22 protein-coding genes are annotated in these 19,047 nt (G+C 69.4%); 13 read left to right on the top strand and 9 right to left on the bottom strand.

Translation table 11 applies throughout. The features are described 5' to 3' along the window. Nucleotides 1-52: 52 nt before the first annotated feature. From BS69_RS0104380 to proS, 3 genes are read right to left on the bottom strand one after another with little or no spacing between them, the layout of a single operon-like run. Nucleotides 53-748: an ABC transporter ATP-binding protein gene (locus BS69_RS0104380; RefSeq protein WP_029940761.1), complete on the bottom strand. Its 696-nt coding sequence runs from the start codon at nucleotides 746-748 to the stop codon at nucleotides 53-55. Continuing rightward, a complete protein-coding gene (locus BS69_RS0104375; RefSeq protein ID WP_029940760.1) occupies nucleotides 741-1,997 on the bottom strand; it encodes a lipoprotein-releasing ABC transporter permease subunit in 1,257 nt (418 codons plus the stop codon). The genes BS69_RS0104380 and BS69_RS0104375 overlap by 8 nt, the downstream gene beginning before the upstream one ends. Next, nucleotides 1,994-3,316, bottom strand: a complete 1,323-nt coding sequence (gene proS / locus BS69_RS0104370; protein WP_029940759.1) for a proline--tRNA ligase — start codon at nucleotides 3,314-3,316, stop codon at nucleotides 1,994-1,996. The genes BS69_RS0104375 and proS overlap by 4 nt, the downstream gene beginning before the upstream one ends. 258 nt (nucleotides 3,317-3,574) lie before the next feature. Between proS and BS69_RS13560 the strand changes: the two genes are divergently transcribed. From BS69_RS13560 to BS69_RS0104320, 10 genes are all read left to right on the top strand, one after another. Next, nucleotides 3,575-4,102 (top strand): energy transducer TonB, encoded by a 528-nt coding sequence (locus BS69_RS13560; protein WP_051676536.1) that lies wholly within the window; start codon nucleotides 3,575-3,577, stop codon nucleotides 4,100-4,102. Between the two features lie 46 nt (nucleotides 4,103-4,148). Further along, nucleotides 4,149-4,481 carry a YerC/YecD family TrpR-related protein gene (locus tag BS69_RS0104360; protein ID WP_051676535.1) on the top strand — a complete coding sequence of 111 codons (333 nt, stop codon included), beginning with the start codon at nucleotides 4,149-4,151 and terminating at the stop codon, nucleotides 4,479-4,481. Further along, nucleotides 4,471-5,361: an ATP phosphoribosyltransferase gene (gene hisG, locus BS69_RS0104355; protein ID WP_029940756.1), complete on the top strand. Its 891-nt coding sequence runs from the start codon at nucleotides 4,471-4,473 to the stop codon at nucleotides 5,359-5,361. Before BS69_RS0104360 ends, hisG begins: the two co-directional genes overlap by 11 nt. Beyond that, complete coding sequence (gene hisD, locus BS69_RS0104350) at nucleotides 5,358-6,644, top strand: histidinol dehydrogenase (protein WP_029940755.1); 1,287 nt, start codon at nucleotides 5,358-5,360, stop codon at nucleotides 6,642-6,644. The genes hisG and hisD overlap by 4 nt, the downstream gene beginning before the upstream one ends. Further along, on the top strand, nucleotides 6,641-8,296 hold the full coding sequence (hisB, locus tag BS69_RS14465) for an imidazoleglycerol-phosphate dehydratase HisB (RefSeq protein WP_051676534.1): 1,656 nt from the start codon (nucleotides 6,641-6,643) through the stop codon (nucleotides 8,294-8,296). Before hisD ends, hisB begins: the two co-directional genes overlap by 4 nt. Continuing rightward, nucleotides 8,293-8,880: an imidazole glycerol phosphate synthase subunit HisH gene (gene hisH / locus BS69_RS0104340; protein WP_029940753.1), complete on the top strand. Its 588-nt coding sequence runs from the start codon at nucleotides 8,293-8,295 to the stop codon at nucleotides 8,878-8,880. Before hisB ends, hisH begins: the two co-directional genes overlap by 4 nt. Continuing rightward, complete coding sequence (locus tag BS69_RS0104335) at nucleotides 8,877-9,593, top strand: 1-(5-phosphoribosyl)-5-[(5-phosphoribosylamino)methylideneamino]imidazole-4-carboxamide isomerase (RefSeq protein WP_029940752.1); 717 nt, start codon at nucleotides 8,877-8,879, stop codon at nucleotides 9,591-9,593. Before hisH ends, BS69_RS0104335 begins: the two co-directional genes overlap by 4 nt. Beyond that, entirely contained in the window at nucleotides 9,580-10,347 is a 768-nt protein-coding gene (gene hisF / locus BS69_RS0104330) for an imidazole glycerol phosphate synthase subunit HisF (protein WP_029940751.1), read from the top strand. Before BS69_RS0104335 ends, hisF begins: the two co-directional genes overlap by 14 nt. Further along, the gene (gene hisIE, locus BS69_RS0104325) at nucleotides 10,344-10,979 is read left to right on the top strand and encodes a bifunctional phosphoribosyl-AMP cyclohydrolase/phosphoribosyl-ATP diphosphatase HisIE (RefSeq protein ID WP_029940750.1); all 636 of its coding nucleotides are present in this window, start codon (nucleotides 10,344-10,346) and stop codon (nucleotides 10,977-10,979) included. Before hisF ends, hisIE begins: the two co-directional genes overlap by 4 nt. 114 nt (nucleotides 10,980-11,093) lie before the next feature. After that, on the top strand, nucleotides 11,094-11,318 hold the full coding sequence (locus tag BS69_RS0104320) for a hypothetical protein (RefSeq protein WP_029940749.1): 225 nt from the start codon (nucleotides 11,094-11,096) through the stop codon (nucleotides 11,316-11,318). Here the strand turns inward: BS69_RS0104320 and BS69_RS0104315 are convergent. Together BS69_RS0104315 and BS69_RS0104310 are read right to left on the bottom strand one after the other, a co-directional pair. After that, nucleotides 11,272-12,045, bottom strand: a complete 774-nt coding sequence (locus tag BS69_RS0104315) for a CDP-alcohol phosphatidyltransferase family protein (RefSeq protein WP_029940748.1) — start codon at nucleotides 12,043-12,045, stop codon at nucleotides 11,272-11,274. The genes BS69_RS0104320 and BS69_RS0104315 overlap by 47 nt on opposite strands. Then, on the bottom strand, nucleotides 12,042-12,770 hold the full coding sequence (locus BS69_RS0104310; protein ID WP_029940747.1) for a phosphatidylserine decarboxylase: 729 nt from the start codon (nucleotides 12,768-12,770) through the stop codon (nucleotides 12,042-12,044). The genes BS69_RS0104315 and BS69_RS0104310 overlap by 4 nt, the downstream gene beginning before the upstream one ends. Nucleotides 12,771-12,855: 85 nt before the next feature. Between BS69_RS0104310 and BS69_RS0104305 the strand changes: the two genes are divergently transcribed. Both BS69_RS0104305 and BS69_RS0104300 read left to right on the top strand, forming a co-directional pair. Continuing rightward, the gene (locus tag BS69_RS0104305) at nucleotides 12,856-14,073 is read left to right on the top strand and encodes an NADP-dependent isocitrate dehydrogenase (RefSeq protein WP_029940746.1); all 1,218 of its coding nucleotides are present in this window, start codon (nucleotides 12,856-12,858) and stop codon (nucleotides 14,071-14,073) included. A gap of 4 nt (nucleotides 14,074-14,077) precedes the next feature. Continuing rightward, nucleotides 14,078-14,551 (top strand): YbaK/EbsC family protein, encoded by a 474-nt coding sequence (locus BS69_RS0104300; RefSeq protein ID WP_029940745.1) that lies wholly within the window; start codon nucleotides 14,078-14,080, stop codon nucleotides 14,549-14,551. Here the strand turns inward: BS69_RS0104300 and BS69_RS0104295 are convergent. The 4 genes from BS69_RS0104295 to BS69_RS14180 all read right to left on the bottom strand — a co-directional run bounded on the left by BS69_RS0104295 (nucleotide 14,539) and on the right by BS69_RS14180 (nucleotide 17,477). After that, nucleotides 14,539-15,741: an FAD-dependent oxidoreductase gene (locus BS69_RS0104295; RefSeq protein WP_029940744.1), complete on the bottom strand. Its 1,203-nt coding sequence runs from the start codon at nucleotides 15,739-15,741 to the stop codon at nucleotides 14,539-14,541. The two genes, BS69_RS0104300 and BS69_RS0104295, sit on opposite strands and share 13 nt — an antisense overlap. A 95-nt stretch (nucleotides 15,742-15,836) precedes the next feature. Beyond that, entirely contained in the window at nucleotides 15,837-16,199 is a 363-nt protein-coding gene (locus BS69_RS0104290) for a PH domain-containing protein (RefSeq protein ID WP_029940743.1), read from the bottom strand. After that, the gene (locus tag BS69_RS0104285) at nucleotides 16,199-17,323 is read right to left on the bottom strand and encodes a Re/Si-specific NAD(P)(+) transhydrogenase subunit alpha (RefSeq protein WP_029940742.1); all 1,125 of its coding nucleotides are present in this window, start codon (nucleotides 17,321-17,323) and stop codon (nucleotides 16,199-16,201) included. Before BS69_RS0104285 ends, BS69_RS0104290 begins: the two co-directional genes overlap by 1 nt. A 4-nt stretch (nucleotides 17,324-17,327) precedes the next feature. Then, entirely contained in the window at nucleotides 17,328-17,477 is a 150-nt protein-coding gene (locus tag BS69_RS14180) for a hypothetical protein (RefSeq protein ID WP_156956889.1), read from the bottom strand. 133 nt (nucleotides 17,478-17,610) lie between these two features. Between BS69_RS14180 and BS69_RS0104275 the strand changes: the two genes are divergently transcribed. Further along, on the top strand, nucleotides 17,611-19,047 hold the full coding sequence (locus tag BS69_RS0104275; RefSeq protein ID WP_029940741.1) for a sigma-54-dependent transcriptional regulator: 1,437 nt from the start codon (nucleotides 17,611-17,613) through the stop codon (nucleotides 19,045-19,047).

Here is a 19,047-nt window from a genome sequence, read left to right as displayed (position 1 = left end):
GCGGGGCATCACGATCGAACGGAGGACGATTGGCCATGGCCGACCGAACGCCTCAACCCTGTTTTGGTCCCAGCTCTTCGAGCTGTCCCTCGTGCAACCGCACCACCCGGTCCATCTTGCGGGCCAGCCGCTCATTGTGGGTCGCGACCAGCGCCGCGCTGCCCTCGCCCCGGACGAGGCTCAGGAACTCGGCCAGCACCACGTCGGCGGTATGCTCGTCGAGATTGCCGGTCGGCTCGTCGGCGAGCACCAGCGGCGGGCGGTTGGCGAGCGCGCGGGCGACCGCGACGCGCTGCTGCTCGCCGCCCGACAGCTTGGCCGGGCGATGGTCGAGCCGGTGGCCGAGGCCGAGTGCGGTCAGCAGCGCGATCGCCCGCTCGCGCGCCGGGCCGGGCTCGGCGTCGCGGATGAGCTGCGGCAGGGTGACGTTCTCGATCGCGGTGAAGTCCGGCAGCAGGTGGTGGAACTGGTAGACGAAGCCCAGCGCCTCGCGGCGAAGCTCGGTCCGCCCGTCGGTGTCGAGCTTCTCGGCCTGCCGCCCGTTGATCCGGATCGAACCTTCGAACCCGCCTTCGAGCAGCCCGACCGCCTGGAGCAGGGTCGACTTGCCCGAGCCCGAGGGGCCCAAGAGCGCGACGATCTCGCCCGGCTGGACCGCGAGATCGACCCCGCGCAGCACCTCGATGGTGGTGTCGCCCTGGGTGAAGGCGCGGCGCAGGCCGCGCGTCTCGAGAACCGCCTCACTCATAACGCAGCACCTGCACGGGGTCAGTGCTCGCCGCCTTCCACGCCGGGTAGAGCGTCGAGAGGAAACTGAGCACGAAGGCGGTCAGCACGATCACGGTCACCTCGACCGGATCGGTCTTGCTCGGCAGTTCGGAGAGGAAGCGCACGCTCGGGTCCCACAAATTCTGGCCGGTCAGCCACTGGATCGCGTTCACCAGCGGCTGGCGGAAGAACAGGAACACCGCGCCGAGGATCAGCCCGAGGAGGATGCCCAGGGTGCCGATGGTCGTCCCCACCGTCACGAACACCTTCATCATGCCCTTCCGGCTCGCGCCCATGGTCCGCAAGATCGCGATGTCGCGGGTCTTGGCGCGGACCAGCATGATCAGCGAGGAGAGGATGTTGAACACCGCGACGAGGATGATGAGGCTGAGGACCACGAACATCGCCACCCGCTCGACCTCGAGGGCCTCGAAGATGGCGGCATTCATGCCGCGCCAGTCGGTCGCCTCGCCGCGCCCGGCGATGATCTGGCGGAGCGCGGGCATCTGCCGGTCGACCTTGTCGGGATCGGTGACCTTGAGCTCGATGTTCGAGACCGCGTCGCCGAGCATCATGTAGGTCTGCGCTTCCTCCATCGGCATGATGACGAAGGCATTGTCGTAATCGTAGACGCCGACCTCGAAGGTCGCGGCGACGGTGTAGCTGACGATCCGCGGCACGGTCCCGATCGGGGTGTCGCGCCCTTCCGGGCTGATCAGGCTGATCTCGGCGCCGGGAAAGGTGCCAAGCTGGGCGGCGAGCCGGGTGCCGATGGCGACACAGTTGCAGCCGGGCTTGAGGTTCGACAGGCTCCCGCTCTTGACCCCGCCGGTCAGCACCGGATTGCCGGTAATGTCCTGGACCCGCATGCCGCGCACCAGCACGCCCTCGACCCGGCCATTGGCGCTGGCCATGAGCGGCTGCTCGATCAGCGGCAGCGCCGAGGTCACCCCGGGCACCTTGGCCGCGGCGGCGGCGACCTGCTGCCAGCCGGTGATGCGCCCGTCATAGCCGGTCAGGATCGCATGGCCGTTGAGGCCCGCGGTCTTCTCGAACAGCTCGGCGCGGAAGCCGTTCATCACGCTCATCACGATGATCAGCGCGGCAACGCCGAGCGCGACCGCGCCGAGGCTGATCATCGAGACGAGGAAGATGAAGCGCTCGCCCTCGCCCTTGCCGGGGAGGAGATAGCGCTTGGCGATGATCCGCTCGTAGCGGTTGAGGATCATGCGGTGAGCCTCGCGAGCGCGCTCTCGATCGAAATCTCTTCCTTCTCGCCGGTCCGGCGGTCCTTGAGCTCGACCGTCCCGGCGGCGAGCCCGCGGGGCCCGAGGATCAGCTGCTTCGGGATTCCCATCAGGTCCATGCCCGCAAGCTTGGCCCCGCCGCGCTCGTCGCGGTCGTCGTAGAGCACCTCGACCCCGGCCGCGGTGAGCTGGTCATAGAGGTCCCCCGCCGCCTGCTGCGAGGCCGCATCATCGCCGCGCATGGTGACGAGGCCGACCGCCCAGGGCGCCACCGCCTCGGGCCAGACGATGCCATTGTCGTCGTGGCTCGCCTCGATGATCGCGCCGACCAGGCGCGACACGCCGACGCCGTAGCTGCCCATGTGCGGCACGACGTTGGTGCCGTCGGGCCCGGAGACCTTGAGCCCCATCGATTCGCTGTACTTGGTACCGAAATAGAAGATGTGCCCGACCTCGATGCCCCGGCCGGTGCGGCGGCTGGCCTCGGGGAGCTTGGCCCAAGCCTCCTCGTCATGCGTCTCGTCGGTCGCCGCGTAGGTATTGTTGACCCGGTCGAACAGACCCTTCAGCCCGGCCTCGTCGGCGTAGTTGAGCTCGGCCTGGCTCCAGTCGAAACTGTCATAGGCGCTGTCGTAGAAGACCTCGCTCTCGCCGGTGGGGGCAAGCACGATGAACTCGTGGCTGAGGTCGCCGCCGATCGGGCCATTGGCCGCGCGCATCGGCACCGCCTGGATGCCCATCCGCTGGAAGGTGCGAAGATAGGCCAGCATCTGTTTGTAATAGCTGAGCCTTGCGCCTGCCTCGTCGAGGTCGAAGCTGTAGGCGTCCTTCATCAGGAACTCGCGGCCGCGCATCACGCCGAAGCGCGGGCGGACCTCGTCGCGGAACTTCCACTGGATGTGGTAGAGCGTGCGCGGCAGCTGGCGGTAGCTGGTGGTCTCGGCCGCGAACAGCGCGGTGATCATCTCCTCGTTGGTGGGTCCATAGAGGATCTCGCGGTCGTGGCGGTCGCGGATGCGCAGCATCTCGGGGCCGTAGGCGTCATAGCGCCCGCTCTGCCGCCACAGGTCCGCGCTCTGCAGCGTCGGCATGAGGAGCTCGATCGCGCCGGCCTTGTCCTGCTCCTCGCGGACGATCTGCTCGATCTTGTTGAGGACGCGTAAGCCCAGCGGCAGCCAGGCATAGATTCCGGCGGCGGTCTGGCGGACGAGCCCGGCGCGCAGCATCAGCTTGTGGCTGACGATCTGGGCGTCGCTTGGGCTTTCCTTGAGGACGGGGAGAAAGGCTTGGGAAAGGCGCATGGGCCCTCCCCTAGAGGCGGGCCGATGAACAGGCAATCGCACGAGGGGCTGTGTCCTCTCCGCCACAGCAATTGTGCAAACTTGACGCAGTTTGCCGACGCCTGATGACAAGTGGCTCGAATCACGGCAGCAATCGGGCTCCAAGCCGCGGCATACTCCTGCCGCGAACGGTCCAAGGGGGTTGACGAGCAATCGTCACGCAGGACGCCCGGGTCGCTCTCACGAGTGGCCCGGGCGTTTGCCTGTCAGGGGAAAGCGATGGCGATGGGACGAGACAAGCTACCGGGCCCGATCCAGCCGGGCGGTTCGGGCAAGCAGACCGTCCTCGCCGTGCTGCTGGCCGCCATTGTCGCTTTCGCCGTCTGGGGCTGGATGCAGGACGTCGACCTGCCCGACCCGCCGCCCCGGCCCGCGCACCCGGTCGCGCAGGAAGCGCCGCCACCTCCGCCGCGGCCAGCGCCGCCCCCGGTGGTGGTCGCCCCCGTCGTCCCCGGGGGAAGCCCGGCGCGCGCCGATCTTGCCGGGGTCATCGGCACCGACGATTATCCCGCCGACGCCATCCGCCGCGAAGAGCAGGGGACCACCGCCTTCCGCCTGACGATCGACGCCACCGGGCGGCCGCGGCAGTGCGACGTCACCGAGAGCAGCGGCTCGGCGACGCTCGACCAGACAACCTGCCGGATCTTCCTGTCGCGGGTCCGCGCCACCCCCGCGACCGACGGCAATGGCGTGGCGGTCACCGGCACCATCAGCTCGCGCGTTCGGTGGGTGCTGCCCGAGGGTTGACAGTCCGGCCTTCGCGCCTATTTGCACGTTTCAGCGTATTAGCACGATGGAACAAGCAATCACCCCTCCCGCCCCCACCCGCGACGGCGACGCGCTCACCGAGGACCTTTGCCGCGCGCTGCTGACGCCCGGCAATGCCGAGGAAATGGCGCGGCTGCTGAGCGACCTCTGCACCCCGCAGGAAATCCGGACGCTCGCCGAGCGCTGGCACGTCGCCCGCCTGCTCGACGGCACCGACCTCAGCTATCGCGACATCCATGACGCCACCGGCGTCTCGACCACCACCATCGTCCGCGTCGCCCGCTTCCTCCGCCAGGAGAAGAACCTCGGCTATCGCGCGGCGATCGACCGGCTTGAGGAGCCGAACGATGCTCGTTGATGCCGACCGCCTGCACATCGCGATCCAGAAGAACGGGCGCCTCAGCGACACCAGCCGCGAGCTGCTCAAGGATGCGGGCCTGCGCCTGCAGAACGGCCGCAATGCGCTGACCGCCCGGGTCGAGAATTTCCCCGCCGACATTATGTTCGTGCGTGACGACGACATCCCCACCTTCGTCGCCGACGGCGTGTGCGAATTCGGGATCGTCGGCGGCAATGTGCTCGAGGAATTCCGCCTGTCCTCGGGCGAGCCGGCCGTGGAGGTCGTCGCCCCGCTCGGCACCGCGCGCTGCTCGCTCAAGCTCGCCGCGCCCGAGGCCAGCGCGTGGGAGGGCCCGCAAAGCCTCGAAGGCCAGCGCATCGCGACGTCCTATCCGCGCATCGTCGCCCGCTGGCTCGAGGAACAGGGCGTGACCGCGACCGTGGTCAAGATGAACGGTGCGGTCGAGCTTGCCCCGCGCCTCCGGATCGCGCCCTTCATCTGCGACCTCGTCTCGACCGGGGCGACGCTCGAGGCCAATGGCCTGAAAGCGGTCGCCGACGTCTATGACAGCGAGGCGGTGCTGATCCGCACCACCCGGCCCATCTCCGACGCGGCCCGGGCACAGGGCGAGGCGCTGCTCAGCCGGATCCAGGGCGTGCTCACCACCAAGGACGCCAAATATATCCTCCTCAACGCCTCCTCCGAGGCGCTGCCCGCGATCACCCGGATCCTCCCCGGGGCCGAGGCGCCGACCATCATCCCGCTGCACGGCCGGCCGGGTCATTTCGCGGTCCACGCCGTCTGCCAGGAATCGGTGTTCTGGGAGACGCTCGAACAATTGAAGGGCGCAGGTGCCTCGGCGATCCTCGTCCTGCCGATCGAAAAGATGATGATGTGAAGCAGCTTACCTGGTCTTCGCTCAGCGCCGCCGACCGGCAGGCCGCCCTCGCCCGCCCGCCCGCGCGCCGCTCGCCCGAGCTGGTCGCCGGCGTGGGCAACATCGTCGAGGAAGTCCGCGCCGGCGGTTGGGACGCGCTGGTCCGCCTCTCTACCCGCATCGACGGGGCCGCGCCGAGCCGCGTCGCGGTCGCCCCACTCGCCGCCGCCGCCCGCACCGGCCTGCCGCCCGAGACGGTCGCGGCGATGGAGCTTGCCGCCGCCAATGTCGCGCGTTTCCACGCGGCCAGCCTTCCTGCCGACACGCGGGTCGAGACCATGCCCGGCCTCATGGTCGAGAAGGTGTGGCGGCCGCTCGACCGGGTCGGCCTCTATGTGCCGGGCGGCGCGACCCCGCTCTTCTCGACGCTGCTGATGTTGGCGCTCCCGGCGCGCGCGGCGGGGGTCGAGGAGATCGTGGTCGTCACCCCGCCGAGCCCCGGCGGCCTCGCCCCAGCCCTCGCGCTTGCCGCCGACTTGTGCGGAATCACCCATGTCTGGACCGTCGGCGGCGCGCAGGCCATTGCCGCGCTCGCCTTCGGCGCGGGCGAGATTCCCGCCTGCCCCAAGATCTGCGGACCGGGCAACGCCTGGGTGGCCGAGGCCAAGAGCCTCGTCAGCGCCCTTCCCGGCGGCCCCGCGATCGACATGCCCGCGGGCCCGTCCGAGCTGATGGTCATCGCCGATTCCTCCGCCGACCCCGCCACGGTCGCCGCCGACCTCCTCAGCCAGGCCGAGCATGATGCCTCGGCGCAGGTCCTGCTGGTGAGCGACGACGCCGCCATGGCCGAGACCGTCGCGGCCGAGGTGGAGCGCCAGGTCGCGACCCTCCCCCGCGCCGAGCTAGCTCGTGCCTCGCTGGCCCACGGCCGGGTGATCCTGGCCGAGGATCTCGCGCAGGCCGCGGCCATCGCCAATGCCTATGCGCCCGAGCACCTCTGCCTCGCGGTCGCCGATCCCGCAGCCCTGCTCCCCCTCCTCCGCAATGCTGGGGCGATCTTCGCCGGGCATGCGGCGGCCGAAAGCTTCGGCGACTATCTCGCGGGCTCGAGCCATGTCCTCCCGACCGACGGCGCGGCGCGCGCCTGGAGCGGGATCACGACGGTCAGTTTCATGAAGGCGATCAGCATCCAGCACGTTTCTGCAGAGGCGGGCCGCGCGCTCGCCGCGCCCGCCGCCGCGCTCGCCCGGCTGGAGGCGCTCGAAGCCCATGCCCGTGCCGCCGATGCGAGGGCCGCCCGGTGACCGGCCTCGCCCAGCGCCTTGCCCGGCCCGCGATCCTCGCGCTGCCCGCCTTCGACCTTGGCGACCGCGCGGCCGATCCCGACGCCATCCTCCTCGACGCCAACGAAAGCCCGTTCGGCCCCCTGTCGGGCGGAAGCGTCGCGGCCGGGGTCAACCGCTATCCCGAACCGCGCCCCGCGCGCCTCGGTGCCGCCATGGCGTCACTCTACGGGGTCGCGCCCGACCAGTTCCTCGTCACTCGCGGCGGCGACGATGCGATCGACCTCCTCTGCCGGACCTTCCTCGACGGCCCCGGGGACAAGGCCGCGGTGTGCGTGCCGAGCTTCTCGGCCTATGCGCATTTCGCGCGGCTCCAAGGGGCCGGCGTGGTCGAGATCCCGCTCGACGCCAATTTCGACCTCGACCCGGAGGCGGTCATCGCCGCAGTCAGGGCCGATCCCGCGATCCGGCTCCTGTTCCTCTGCACGCCCAACAATCCGACCGGCAATGCGGTCGATCCGGGGCATGTCCTTCGCATCGTCGACGCGCTTCCGCACGTCATGATCCTCGCCGACGAGGCCTATCTCGAGTTCGGCGACACGGCCTCGCTCGCAGCGCAAGCCGTCGCCCGCGACAATCTCCTCGTCCTCAAGACCCTGTCCAAGGCCTTTGCGCTGGCCGGGGCGCGGGTCGGCGGGCTGATCGGGCCGACGGAGACGCTCGGCATCCTCGGCCGCGCTTTGCCCCCCTATCCGCTCCCGACCCTGTCGGTGAACGCGGCACTGGAAGCGCTCCAGCCCGCCCGCCGCGCCCTTCACCGGCAGCGCATCGCGCAGCTCCTCGCCGAGCGCGCGCGCGTCGCCCCGCTGATCGCAACCTCGCCCCACGTGGAGCGCGTCTATCCGAGCGCGGGCAATTTCCTGTTCCTCGAGACGCGCGACACTGAGGCGCTCGCCCGCCGCCTCGCCGCCGACGGGATCAAGGTCCGCTACCGTCCCCAGGCCGCGCCGGGCGGGGTTCGCCTCACCATCGGCACGCGCGAAGAGAATAACGCCGCGCTGGCCGCCTTCGGGGTGGCGGTCGCCGCCGCGCCGCGCCGCACCGCCGAAATCGCCCGCGACACGAAGGAGACGCGGATCGCCCTCAGCCTCGACCTCGACCGCGCCGAGCCACGCCACATCGACACCGGCATCCCTTATTACGACCACATGCTCGACCAGGTGGCGGCGCATGGCGGGTTCAGCCTGACGCTCGCCTGCGAGGGCGATCTCGAGATCGACCCCCACCACACGATCGAGGATGTCGCGATCGCGCTTGGGACGGGCCTCCGAAAGGCGCTCGGGGACAAGCGGGGGATCGGCCGCTTCGGCTTCGCGCTGCCGATGGACGAGACGCAAGCGCAGGTGCTGATCGACCTGTCGGGACGGCCCTTCTCGAAGTTCGAGGGCGAGTTCGCCGCGACCCATGTCGGCGACTATCCGACCGAGATGACGCCCCACGTCTTCCGCAGCCTCGCCGACAGCCTGTCCGCCGCGATCCACGTCCGGGTGGCGGGCGAGAACGACCACCACAAGGTCGAGGCCTGCTTCAAGGCCTTTGGCAGGGCCCTGCGCCAGGCGCTTCAAATCGAAGGCAAATCCGACGCGCTGCCGAGCACCAAGGGGATGCTGTGAGCGCCCGGGTCACCCTCGTCGACATCGGCTATGGCAACATCAACTCGGTCGAGATCGCGCTTCGCCGCTTGGGCGCGGAGGTGGTGCGGAGCCGCGACGCGGGCGAGATCTGGTCGTCCGAGCGGCTGGTCCTCCCCGGGGTCGGCGCGGCCGGCTATGCGATGGAGCGGATCGAGGCACTCGGCCTCGCCCCGGTGCTCAAGACCTTCGCCGGTCCCGCGCTCGGCATCTGCCTTGGCATGCACTTGCTGTTCGAGGACAGCGAGGAAGGCGATGTCGCGACGCTCTCCATCATCCCCGGCGCGGTCCGCCGGCTGGTCCCCTCGCCCGGCATCACCGTCCCCCACATGGGCTGGAGCCGGCTTGAGGTCGATGATGAAAGCATCGGCCTAAGCAACGGCGATTACGTCTATTTCGCGCACGGCTATGCCGCCGACGACGGGCCTGCGACGATCGCCCGCGCGGTCCACGGCCGGACCATCCCGGCGGTGGTCCGCCACGACAATTGGACAGCATCGCAATTCCACCCCGAACGCTCCGGCCCCGCCGGCGCCCGCTTCCTCAAGGCCTGGCTTTCTTCATGATCCTTTATCCCGCCATGGACCTCATCGACGGGCGCATCGTCCGACTCCGTCAGGGCCGCTTCGACGAGATCACCTTCTATGATCCCGCGCCCGCGGAGGCCCTCGCCAGCTTCGCCACCGACGGCGCGACCTGGGCGCATGTCGTCGATCTCGACGGCGCCCGTGAAGGCCGTCCCATCCAGCACGCCTTGCTGGCTGACCTGGCGGGCAATTCGACCCTCAAGCTCCAGGTCGCGGGCGGTGTCCGCTCGGAGACCCATGTCGCGACCCTCCTCGAGGCGGGGGCCGCCCGGGTGGTGGTCGGCAGCCTTGCGGTTCGCGATCCCGAGGCCACCGCCGCCTTGCTCGACCGCTTCGGGCCCGAGCGGATCACCCTCAGCCTCGATGTGCGCGTGGTCGACGGCCAGCCCCTCGTCGCCACCCATGGCTGGCAGGAGGACAGCGGGCAGAGCCTGTGGGACATCGCCGCGCTTTATCCGGCCGCGCGCCACCTTCTCCTGACCGACATCGGCCGCGACGGCATGCTCGAGGGACCCAACCACCCCCTGCTCGCCGAAGCCGTGAAGCGACTGCCCCATCTGGCGATCCAGGCGAGCGGCGGGGTCACCTCGCTCGGCGATCTCCGGCTCCTCACCACCGACGGCGCGATCCTCGGTCGCGCCATGTGGGAGGGGCGGCTGCCCCTCGCGGAGGCGCTCGATGCCAGCCGCTAGGATCATCCCCTGCCTCGACGTCGCCGAGGGCCGCGTGGTCAAGGGCGTCCAGTTCCGCGATCACCGCGATGTCGGCGACATCGTCGAGAATGCGCTGCGCTATTCGGCCGAGGGCGCCGACGAACTGGTCTTCTACGAGATCCGGGCCAGCGCCGAGGGCCGCAGCCTCGACCTCGGCTGGGTCCGCGACATCGCCGAGGTCATCGACATCCCCTTCTGCGTCGCCGGCGGGATCCGCGACCGCGCCACCGCCGCCGCGGTGCTCGAGGCGGGTGCCGACAAGGTCTCGATCAATTCTCCCGCGCTCGAAAGCCCCGACCTCATCACCGCGCTCGCCCGCGACTTCGGCAGCCAGTGCGTGGTGGTCGGCATCGACAGCCTCGGCCAGGCCGACGGCCGCTACCGGGTCAAGCAATATACCGGCTCGCCCGAAGCCACTTGCGACAGCGGCCGCGAGACGGTCGCCTGGGCGCGCGAGGCGGTCGACCGCGGCGCCGGTGAGATCGTCCTCAACGCCATGGCGAAGGACGGGGTGCGCCACGGCTATGACCTTGCCCATGCGGCTGACGTCATGGCGGCGGTCGACGTGCCGGTGATCGTCAGCGGCGGCGCCGGCAAGCCCGAGCATTTCCGCGACGCCTTTCGGGCCGGCGCGAGCGGGGCGCTGGCGGCGACGGTCTTCCACGACCGCCTGATCGGCATCCCCGAGCTCAAGCAATGGCTGGCAGGCGAAGGAATCGAGGTGCGGCGATGACCCTTTCGATCGACAGCCTCGCCTGGGACAAGATGGACGGCCTCCTCCCCGCGATCGTCCAGGACCCCGCCACCGGCCAGGTACTCATGCTCGGCTACATGGACCGCGCCGCGCTCGCCGCCACGCTCGACAGCGGGCTGGTGACCTTCTTCAGCCGCTCGAAGAACCGGCTGTGGCGCAAGGGTGAGACCAGCGGCAACGTCCTGAAGCTCGTCGCCGTCCGCGCCGACTGCGATTCGGACGCGCTCCTCGTCAGCGCCCAGCCGCAGGGCCCGACCTGCCACACGGGCACCGACAGCTGTTTTGGGACCGAGCCCGAGGGCGCGGGCTGGCTGGCAGCGCTGGAACGGATCGTCGCCACCCGCGCCGCCGCCTCACCGCAAGACAGCTACACCGCCCGCCTGCTGGCCGACGGCCCGGCCAAGGCCGCGCAGAAGGTCGGCGAGGAAGGGGTCGAGGTCGCGCTCGCCGCGGTCAGCCGCGATCCGGAGGGCCTCACCGAGGAAGCCGCCGACCTCCTGTTTCACCTGCTGGTGACGCTGCGATCACGCGATGTTCCGCTCGCCTCGGTGATCGAACGGCTCGCGCTGCGGCATAAGTCCATGAGAACGGGAGAAGAACAAAGCGCTTGACAGCACGAGAACGTTACGAGAACATTGGCGAATAAGCGGGGTTTTCGGTCTCATTTCGGAACGAAATGAATCGGATGCCGTTGCTGGCTTCAAGAACAAGGAAAGAACGCCGCCATGATGCTGTTCGCCGTCCTCGCTTTCACTGCCGTCTTCGCGCTCGCCCTGCTGAGCATTGCCGACACCCTCGCCGCCAATGCCGACAAGGTGCTGGCCGCGCTTGCGGGCAAATCGTTGCTCACCCAGCCGACCCTCGTCACCCGCCCGGTTACCGTGCGGGTGGTGTCGCGCCGGGTCAGCCGGCCGGTCGCGGTGCAGCCTCGGCTGCGCGCCGCCGCTTGACCCGGGCGTAGCTCGCCAGGCTGAAGGGAACGCTCGCCAGATAGGCGAAGGAGACGACGAGCAGGGTGATCCACGGCTCGTTGATCAGCGCCGCCGCGAGCAGCGCGACCCCGGCCAGCGCGACCACCCGCCAGCTCTTGCGGATCCGGAAGCTGGTCCAGCTGAAGGTCGGGATCGCCGAGATCATCAGGATCGCGACGAACAGGGTCCAGGGCATCACCAGCTGCCAGTCGCGGAACAGCTCGTTCCCCGTGATCAGCCACAGATAGACCGGCGCGAAGGCGAGCCCCGCCCCGACCGGCGCGGGAACGCCGGTATTGAAGCCCGCCGACTTGTGCGGCTGCACCTCGGCGTCGATCCGGGTGTTGAAGCGGGCGAGGCGAAGCGCGCAGCTCACCGCCAGCGCCAGCGCCACGGTCCAGCCGAAATTGGGCGCGCTCGCCAGGCTGAACTGGAACAGGATCAGCGCCGGCGCGGTGCCGAAGCCGATATTGTCGCACAGCGAATCGAGCTCGGCGCCGAACTTGCTGTTGGCCTTGAGCATCCGCGCGATATTGCCGTCCATGCCGTCGAGCACGCCCGCGACGACGATCGCGATCATCGCCTTTTCCCAGTCCTGGGCGAAGGCGTAGCGGATCGCGGTGAGTCCCGCGCACAGCGCCAGCACCGTCACCGCATTGGGAATGAAGGCCCGAAGCGGAAGACCCCGGCCCTCGCGCTCCCTCACTGGCTGGTCCCGGTCATCATGGGATCGGTCCCGAGCTCGGCGATGATCGTCTCGCCCGCGATCGCGCGCTGGCCGAGCAGCAGCCGTGAACCGGTGCCGGCGGGAAGGAAGACGTCGACCCGGCTGCCGAAGCGGATGAGGCCGATCCGTTCGCCCGCGGTGACCCTTTGGCCCTCGCGAACGAAGCTCAGGATTCGCCGCGCGACGAGGCCGGCGATCTGGGTGAAGGCGATTCTGACGCCATTGTCGCCCTCGACCAGGAAGTGCTGCCGCTCATTGTCCTCGCTCGCCTTGTCGAGGTCGGCGTTGAGGAACTTGCCCGGGATATAGGCGATCCGGCGGATCGTGCCGGTGATCGGGGTCCGGTTGATGTGGACGTCGAACACGCTCATGAAGATCGAGACGCGGGTGAATTCGCCCTCGCCCAGTTCCGCCCGCAGCTGCGGCGGCGCGGGAACGCGGGCGATCATCGTCACCAGCCCGTCGGCGGGCGACACCACCAGATTGGGGTCGGTGGGCGTGGTCCGCACGGGGTCGCGGAAGAAGGCCGCGACCCAGATGGTCACGCCGACCAGCAGCCAGCCGAGGAAGTGGCTCACCGCCAGATAGGTGAGAAGCGTGATCCCGCCCGCGATCACCACATATTTGCGGCCTTCGGGGTGGACCGAGGGGAAACGCCACTTGACCGCGGTCAGCTGGCTGTCGGGATTGTCGATATGCGCCATGCGCTCGCCTTAACGGGCCTTGCCGTGCGTTGCCAGAGCGTGACGGCGGCGCTAGGTGCCGCGCCAAATCCAGCAAGGCAGAGACATGACCAAGATCAAGGTGAAGAACCCGGTCGTCGAGATCGACGGCGACGAGATGACCCGCATCATCTGGCAGTGGATCCGTGAGCGGCTGATCCTGCCCTATCTCGACATCGACCTGCGCTACTACGACCTCGGCATCGAGAATCGCGACGCGACCGAGGACCAGGTCACGATCGACGCCGCCAAGGCGATCAAGGAGCATGGCGTCGGCGTCAAATGCGCCACCATCACCCCCGACGAGCAGCGGGTCGAGGAATTCGGCCTCAAGAAGATGTGGAAGAGCCCGAACGGCACCATCCGCAACATCCTCGGCGGAGTCGTCTTCCGCGAGCCGATCGTCATCGCCAACGTCCCCCGGATCATCCCCGGCTGGACCGACCCGATCGTCATCGGCCGCCATGCGTTCGGCGACCAGTACAAGGCGACCGACTTCCGCGTGCCGGGCCCGGGCAAGCTCACCATCAAGTTCGAGGGCGAGGACGGCCAGGTGATCGAGCACGAGGTGTTCGAGTTCGAGAGCGCCGGCGTCGCCATGGGCATGTACAATGTCGACGAGAGCATCCGCGACTTCGCGCGCGCCTCGATGAACTATGGCCTGCAGCGCGGCTGGCCGGTCTACCTCAGCACCAAGAACACCATCCTCAAGGCCTATGACGGCCGCTTCAAGGACATCTTCCAGGAGGTGTTCGACAGCGAATTCAAGGACAAGTTCGCCGAAGCTGGGATCGAATATCAGCATCGCCTGATCGACGACATGGTTGCCTCCGCGCTCAAGTGGAGCGGCAAGTTCGTCTGGGCCTGCAAGAATTACGACGGCGACGTCCAGTCGGACCAGGTCGCGCAGGGCTTCGGTTCCTTGGGCCTGATGACCAGCGTCCTCCTCACCCCCGATGGCCAGACCGTCGAGGCCGAGGCCGCGCACGGCACCGTTACCCGCCACTATCGCATGCACCAGCAGGGCAAGGCGACCTCGACCAACCCGATCGCCTCGATCTTCGCCTGGACCGGCGGCCTCAAGTTCCGCGGCCGGATCGACGGTACGCCCGAGGTGATCAAGTTCGCCGAGACCCTTGAGCGCGTCTGCGTCGAGACGGTCGAATCGGGCAAGATGACCAAGGACCTCGCGATCCTGGTCGGCCCCGACCAGGCCTGGATGACCACCGAGCAGTTCTTCGAAGCGGTCGTCCAGAACCTCGAAATCGCGATGGCCACGGCCTGAGGCGATGAGCCTGGCGAGCGTCAGGGCCTGGGTCGCGGCCCATGCGCCTGACCTCGCCATCATTGAAGGGCACGGCAGCACGGCGACGGTCGCCGATGCTGCCGCGACCCTCGGGGTCGAACCGGGGCGGATCGCCAAGACGATCGCGCTGAAGGTGGGCGAGAAAACCCTGCTCCTCGTCACCCGCGGCGACGCGCGGCTCGACAACCTCAAATGCAAGGCGGCGTTCGGCGGGCGGATCCGGATGCTCGATCCCGACGCCACCTTCGCCGCCACCGGTCATGTCGTCGGCGGGGTCTGCCCGTTCGGGCTCGCCACCCCGCTACCCGTCTACACCGACGTCAGCTTGCGGGCCTTCGCCACCGTCTTTCCTGCCGCGGGCAGCCGCACCGCCAGCCTCGAGATCACGCCCGAGCGGCTGGCCGAGCTGACCCACGCCACCTGGGTCGACTGCTGCACCTTGCCTCAGGCGGGCTGAGCCGCCGGGCTTTCGACTTTCTCGCGGCGGATCCCGAGCCCGATCATCCGCCCGGGAATCCGGCGCAGCAGCGGCGCCTTGTCGAGCAGTCGGATCAGCCACGGGGCATGGTCGAGCGGCGGCCCCGGCTCAAGCAGGCGGCCGATGACCCGGTCCTGCGCGGTCTTCTGCGCCGATTGCACCAGCCGCGTCGGCAACAGCCTCCGCTCCTCGACCTTGTGCAGCAGCGGATCGATCCTGGCGCCCGCCGCCAGCGGCCCGGCGAGCAGGTTCGCCGCCGCCACCGCGTCCTGGATCGCGAGATTGATCCCCACCCCGCCGATCGGGCTCATCGCATGCGCCGCATCGCCGATCGCCAGCAGGCCGGGCCGCTGCCAGGCGGTCAGCCGGTCGAGCGAGACGCTGAGGAGTTTGAGGTCCGCGACATCGTCGAGGTCGGCCAGGTCGAGCTCGGGAGCGGCCTCGGCGATGGCCGCCCGGATCGGTCCGATCCCGCCCGCGAGGAGGTCCGCCGCCTTGCCCTTGGGAATGAGGAAGGCGCATTGCCAGTAATCGCCGCGATCGATCATCACCAGAAGCCGCCCGCGCTCGACCGAGCCGCGCAGCGCGCTTCCCGGCGCGGTCTTGGGCACCCGGAACCAGAAGACGTCCATCGGTGCGCCCAGCACCTCGAGCGGGAGCATATCCTTCTGCCGGACCAGCGACGAGCGCCCGTCGGCGGCGATCACCAGCCGCGCTCGCCGCTCGCTCCCGTCGGCGAGACGCACCCCGCTCACCCGGCCGTCCTCCTCGAGGAAGTCGGCAACGGCCGCGCCCATCTCCAGCGCGAAGCCGGGAAAGGCAGCGGCCTTGGTGCGCAGGAAATCGAGAAACTCCCACTGCGGCATCATCGCGATGAACGGCGCCGGCGTATCCAGATGCGACAGGTCGCCGATCGTCCAGTCGCGGCCCGCGATGCGCAGCTCGGCATGGTCGAGCCGGTGGTGCGGCCGCTTGAGGAAGTCCTCGAGCCAGCCGAGCTGGCTCAATATCTCCATCGTCGAAGGGTGGACGGTGTCGCCGCGGAAATCGCGAAAGAAGTCGGCATGCTTTTCGAGCACGCTGACGGTGCAGCCCGCGCGGGCGAACAGCAGCCCGGTCATCACCCCGGCGGGTCCGCCCCCGACGACGATGAGATCGCGTGTCGTCATGAGGCCCCCTTACCACGTCCGCCGTCGCGGCGCAGGCCAGGACCTTTAGAATATGGTGCGAACCTCCAAGGTTTCCGGCCTGCGCCGGGACGACGCTATCGGAGAATGCCTCGCGCCAAGATCTGCTGGATGGCCGCGAGGTTGCTGCCGCGGGCGATCTTGATCTCCAGCGGGTCGGGGGTCCCGGCCAGCCAGAAGACCATGTCGGCCTCGAGGTCGAAGGTGCCCGCGGTCTCGAGCGAGAAGCGGACGATCGAGCGATAGGGGATCGACTGGATCGCGACCTTCTTGCCGATCCAGCCCTGGATGTTGACCATGGCCAGCCGGCGATCGGTCAGGAAGGCGATGTCGCGGATGGTGCGAAAGGCAATGAGCACCTCTTCGCCATCGACCAGCAGCGCGCGGTACCGGTGCGCGACCTCGGCGGTGTCGATCTCGCTCGCGCCGAACAGGCCCATCAGGCCAGGCGTTCGCTGACGATCCTGCCGCCGTGGGTGAGGCGGATGCCCTTCACGATCTCGTCCTCGTCGGGAAGCACGGGGCGGCCCTGCTCCTTGTCCCAGAAGGCGCTGAGGAAGTTGAAGAGGTTGCGGGCGTAGAGCGCGCTCGAATCCGCCGGGAGCGAACGGGCGAGATTGGTCGCGCCGATCACCTTGACGCCATGGCGCTCCACCGTCTCGCCGGGGACGCAGCCCTCGACATTGCCGCCCGCGCCCGCCGCCAGGTCGACGATCACGCTGCCGGGCCGCATGGTCGCGACCTGCGCGTCGCTGATCAGCCGCGGCGCCGGCTTGCCCGGGATCAGCGCGGTGGTGATGACGATGTCCTGCTTGGCGAGGTGGCTCGAGACGAGCTCGGCCTGCGCCTTCTTATATTCCTCGGAGGTCTCGCCGGCATAGCCGCCCTGCCCCTCGCCCTCGATCCCCGCCACGCCCTCGACGAAGATCGCCTTGGCGCCGAGGCTCTGGATCTGTTCCTTCGTCGCCGAGCGGACGTCGGTCGCGCTGACCTGCGCGCCCAGCCGCCGCGCGGTGGCGATCGCCTGGAGACCGGCGACGCCGACGCCCATGATGAAGGCGCGCGCGGCGCTGACGGTGCCGGCGGCGGTCATCATCATCGGAAAGGCCCGGCCATAAGCCGCGGCGGCGTCGATCACCGCCTTGTAGCCGGCAAGGTTCGACTGCGAGGAGAGGACGTCCATCGACTGCGCGCGGGTGATGCGTGGCATCCATTCCATCGCCAGCGCCTCGAGCCCCGCCCCGGCATAGCCCTGGACGGTCTCGCGCCTGGCAAAGGGATCGAGCATCGCGACCAGCGTCGCGCCCGGCGCGACTCCGCCAAGCGAATCGGCCTCGGGACCGATCACGCCGAGCACCAGTCCGGCCCCGTCGAGCGTCTCGGCGCGCGAGCCCACGCTGGCGCCGGCGGCCGCATAATCCTCGTCGCTGATCCCCGCCTGTCGCCCGGCCCCGCGTTCGACCGCCACCGAAGCGCCGAGGCCGGCGAGCTTCTTGACCGTTTCGGGGATGGCGGCGACCCGGGTTTCCCCGGCGGCCGTCTCGGCGAGGACCGCGACCCTCAAGACGTCAGTTCGCCAGCAGGATCATGACCAGGAAGCCGAGCATGAGCGCGATCACCGCACCCCACTTCAGCATCGAGATCAGCAGGGAATAGTCCTTGACCGCCTTCCGGTAATCGATCGGGGAGGTGTCTTCGGTGGTCGGTTCGAGGGCCATTGCTGCTCCTGATGGGAAAACTGTCGTTGCGCTGGCTCATAGCGGCATGGGCTTCGCGCTCAAAGCCCCCCGCGCGCTCACGCTTTCTTTACCTTGGTGGCGCTAGGCTCGCGTCCATCAGGGAGCCCAGACCTTGCGCGCCGACACCATCCGTTTCCTCCTGCTGGTCGATGCCGAACCGGATGAGCGTCGTCTCGTCGCGGCAACCGCCACCCGTGCGGGCTGGAACACGCTCGGCAGCCCCAGCGTCGCCGAGGCCCAGGAATTGCTCGGCGGTCCCAACGGCCACGAGATTCGCGCCGTGCTGATCGGGCGCTGGGATCCGCATGGCGGCCCGGGCCTCGTCCGCGCGCTTCGTGCCGACCGACCGGGCCTGCCGATTATCGTCCTTGCCGAGGGCGGCTCGGTCGGCCAGGCGGTCGAGGCGATGCGCGCCGGCGCCTCGGACTTCCTCGTCCGGCCCGTCGCGCCCGAGCGGCTGATGGAAGCGCTCGCGGTCAATGCCGATCGCCGCCGCGCCGCGGGCGAGCTTGCGCCCCTGTCCGAGAAACTCGCGCCCGAACTCAGCCTCGACGAGCTGGTCGGCGCCGCGCCCGACTTCCGCGTCGCGCTCGCGGTCGCCGCCAAGGCCGCGCGCAGCCGACTCGCGCTGCTGATCGTGGGCGAAGCGGGCACCGGCAAGGAGACGATCGCCCGGGCGGTCCACAGCGCCAGCCCCCGCGCCCGTGGCCCCTTCCTCCAGATCGACTGCCGCGCGGTGCCCGCCAACATCATCGACAGCGAGCTGTTCGGGCATGTCGCGGGCGCCTTTCCCGGCGCGTTCGCCGAACGGGTCGGCAAGCTGGTCGAGGCCGATGGCGGGACCCTCCTCCTCGACGAGGTAGGCGACCTTCCGCCCGCGACCCAGAAGGCGCTCGACCGGATGCTCGCCACCGGCGAGGTGCGCCCGGTCGGCTGCAACGGCTCGAACAGCGTTGACGTGCGGATCATCGCCACCAGTTCGAAGCCCTTGTCCGACAAGTTCGATCCCGGCCTTGCCGAGCGGCTCGGCGGGACGGTGGTCGCCGTGCCCTCGCTGCGCGAGCGGAGCGGCGACATTCCCGCACTCGCCCGCCACCTCCTCGCCCGCCACACCGGCCAGCCCGGAATCCGCCCGCTGTCGATCGGCGAGGACGCGCTGGCGGTGCTGATGAAATATGGCTGGCCGGGCAATGTCCGCCAGCTTTCCAACGTCATTTTCCGCGCGGCGCTGCAATGCCAGGGGGCGGCGCTCACCGCCGAGGACTTCCCCCACATCGCGCTCCAGTCGCGCTTCACCAACCGCGTCGCCGACGGGGCCCGCGACATCGGCCGCGCCGCCGCCTCGGCCGCGCTGGCGGGAGCGCCCTCGATCACCCTGTGGCGCGACGACGGTCACCTCCGCCCGCTGGAAGAGATCGAGGCCGATCTCATCCGCCTCGCCATCGGCCATTATCGCGGCAAGATGACCGAGGTCGCGCGCCGCCTCGGGATCGGCCGCTCGACGCTCTATCGCAAGCTCGCCGAACTGGGCATCGACACCGGCCCCTGA

Origin of the sequence: Sphingomonas astaxanthinifaciens DSM 22298, assembly GCF_000711715.1 — a bacterium.
Taxonomy (GTDB): Bacteria; Pseudomonadota; Alphaproteobacteria; order Sphingomonadales; family Sphingomonadaceae; genus Sphingomicrobium; species Sphingomicrobium astaxanthinifaciens_A.
The sequence above is the reverse complement of the archived record's forward strand: the minus strand, read 5'-3'. Positions and strand labels throughout refer to the sequence as shown.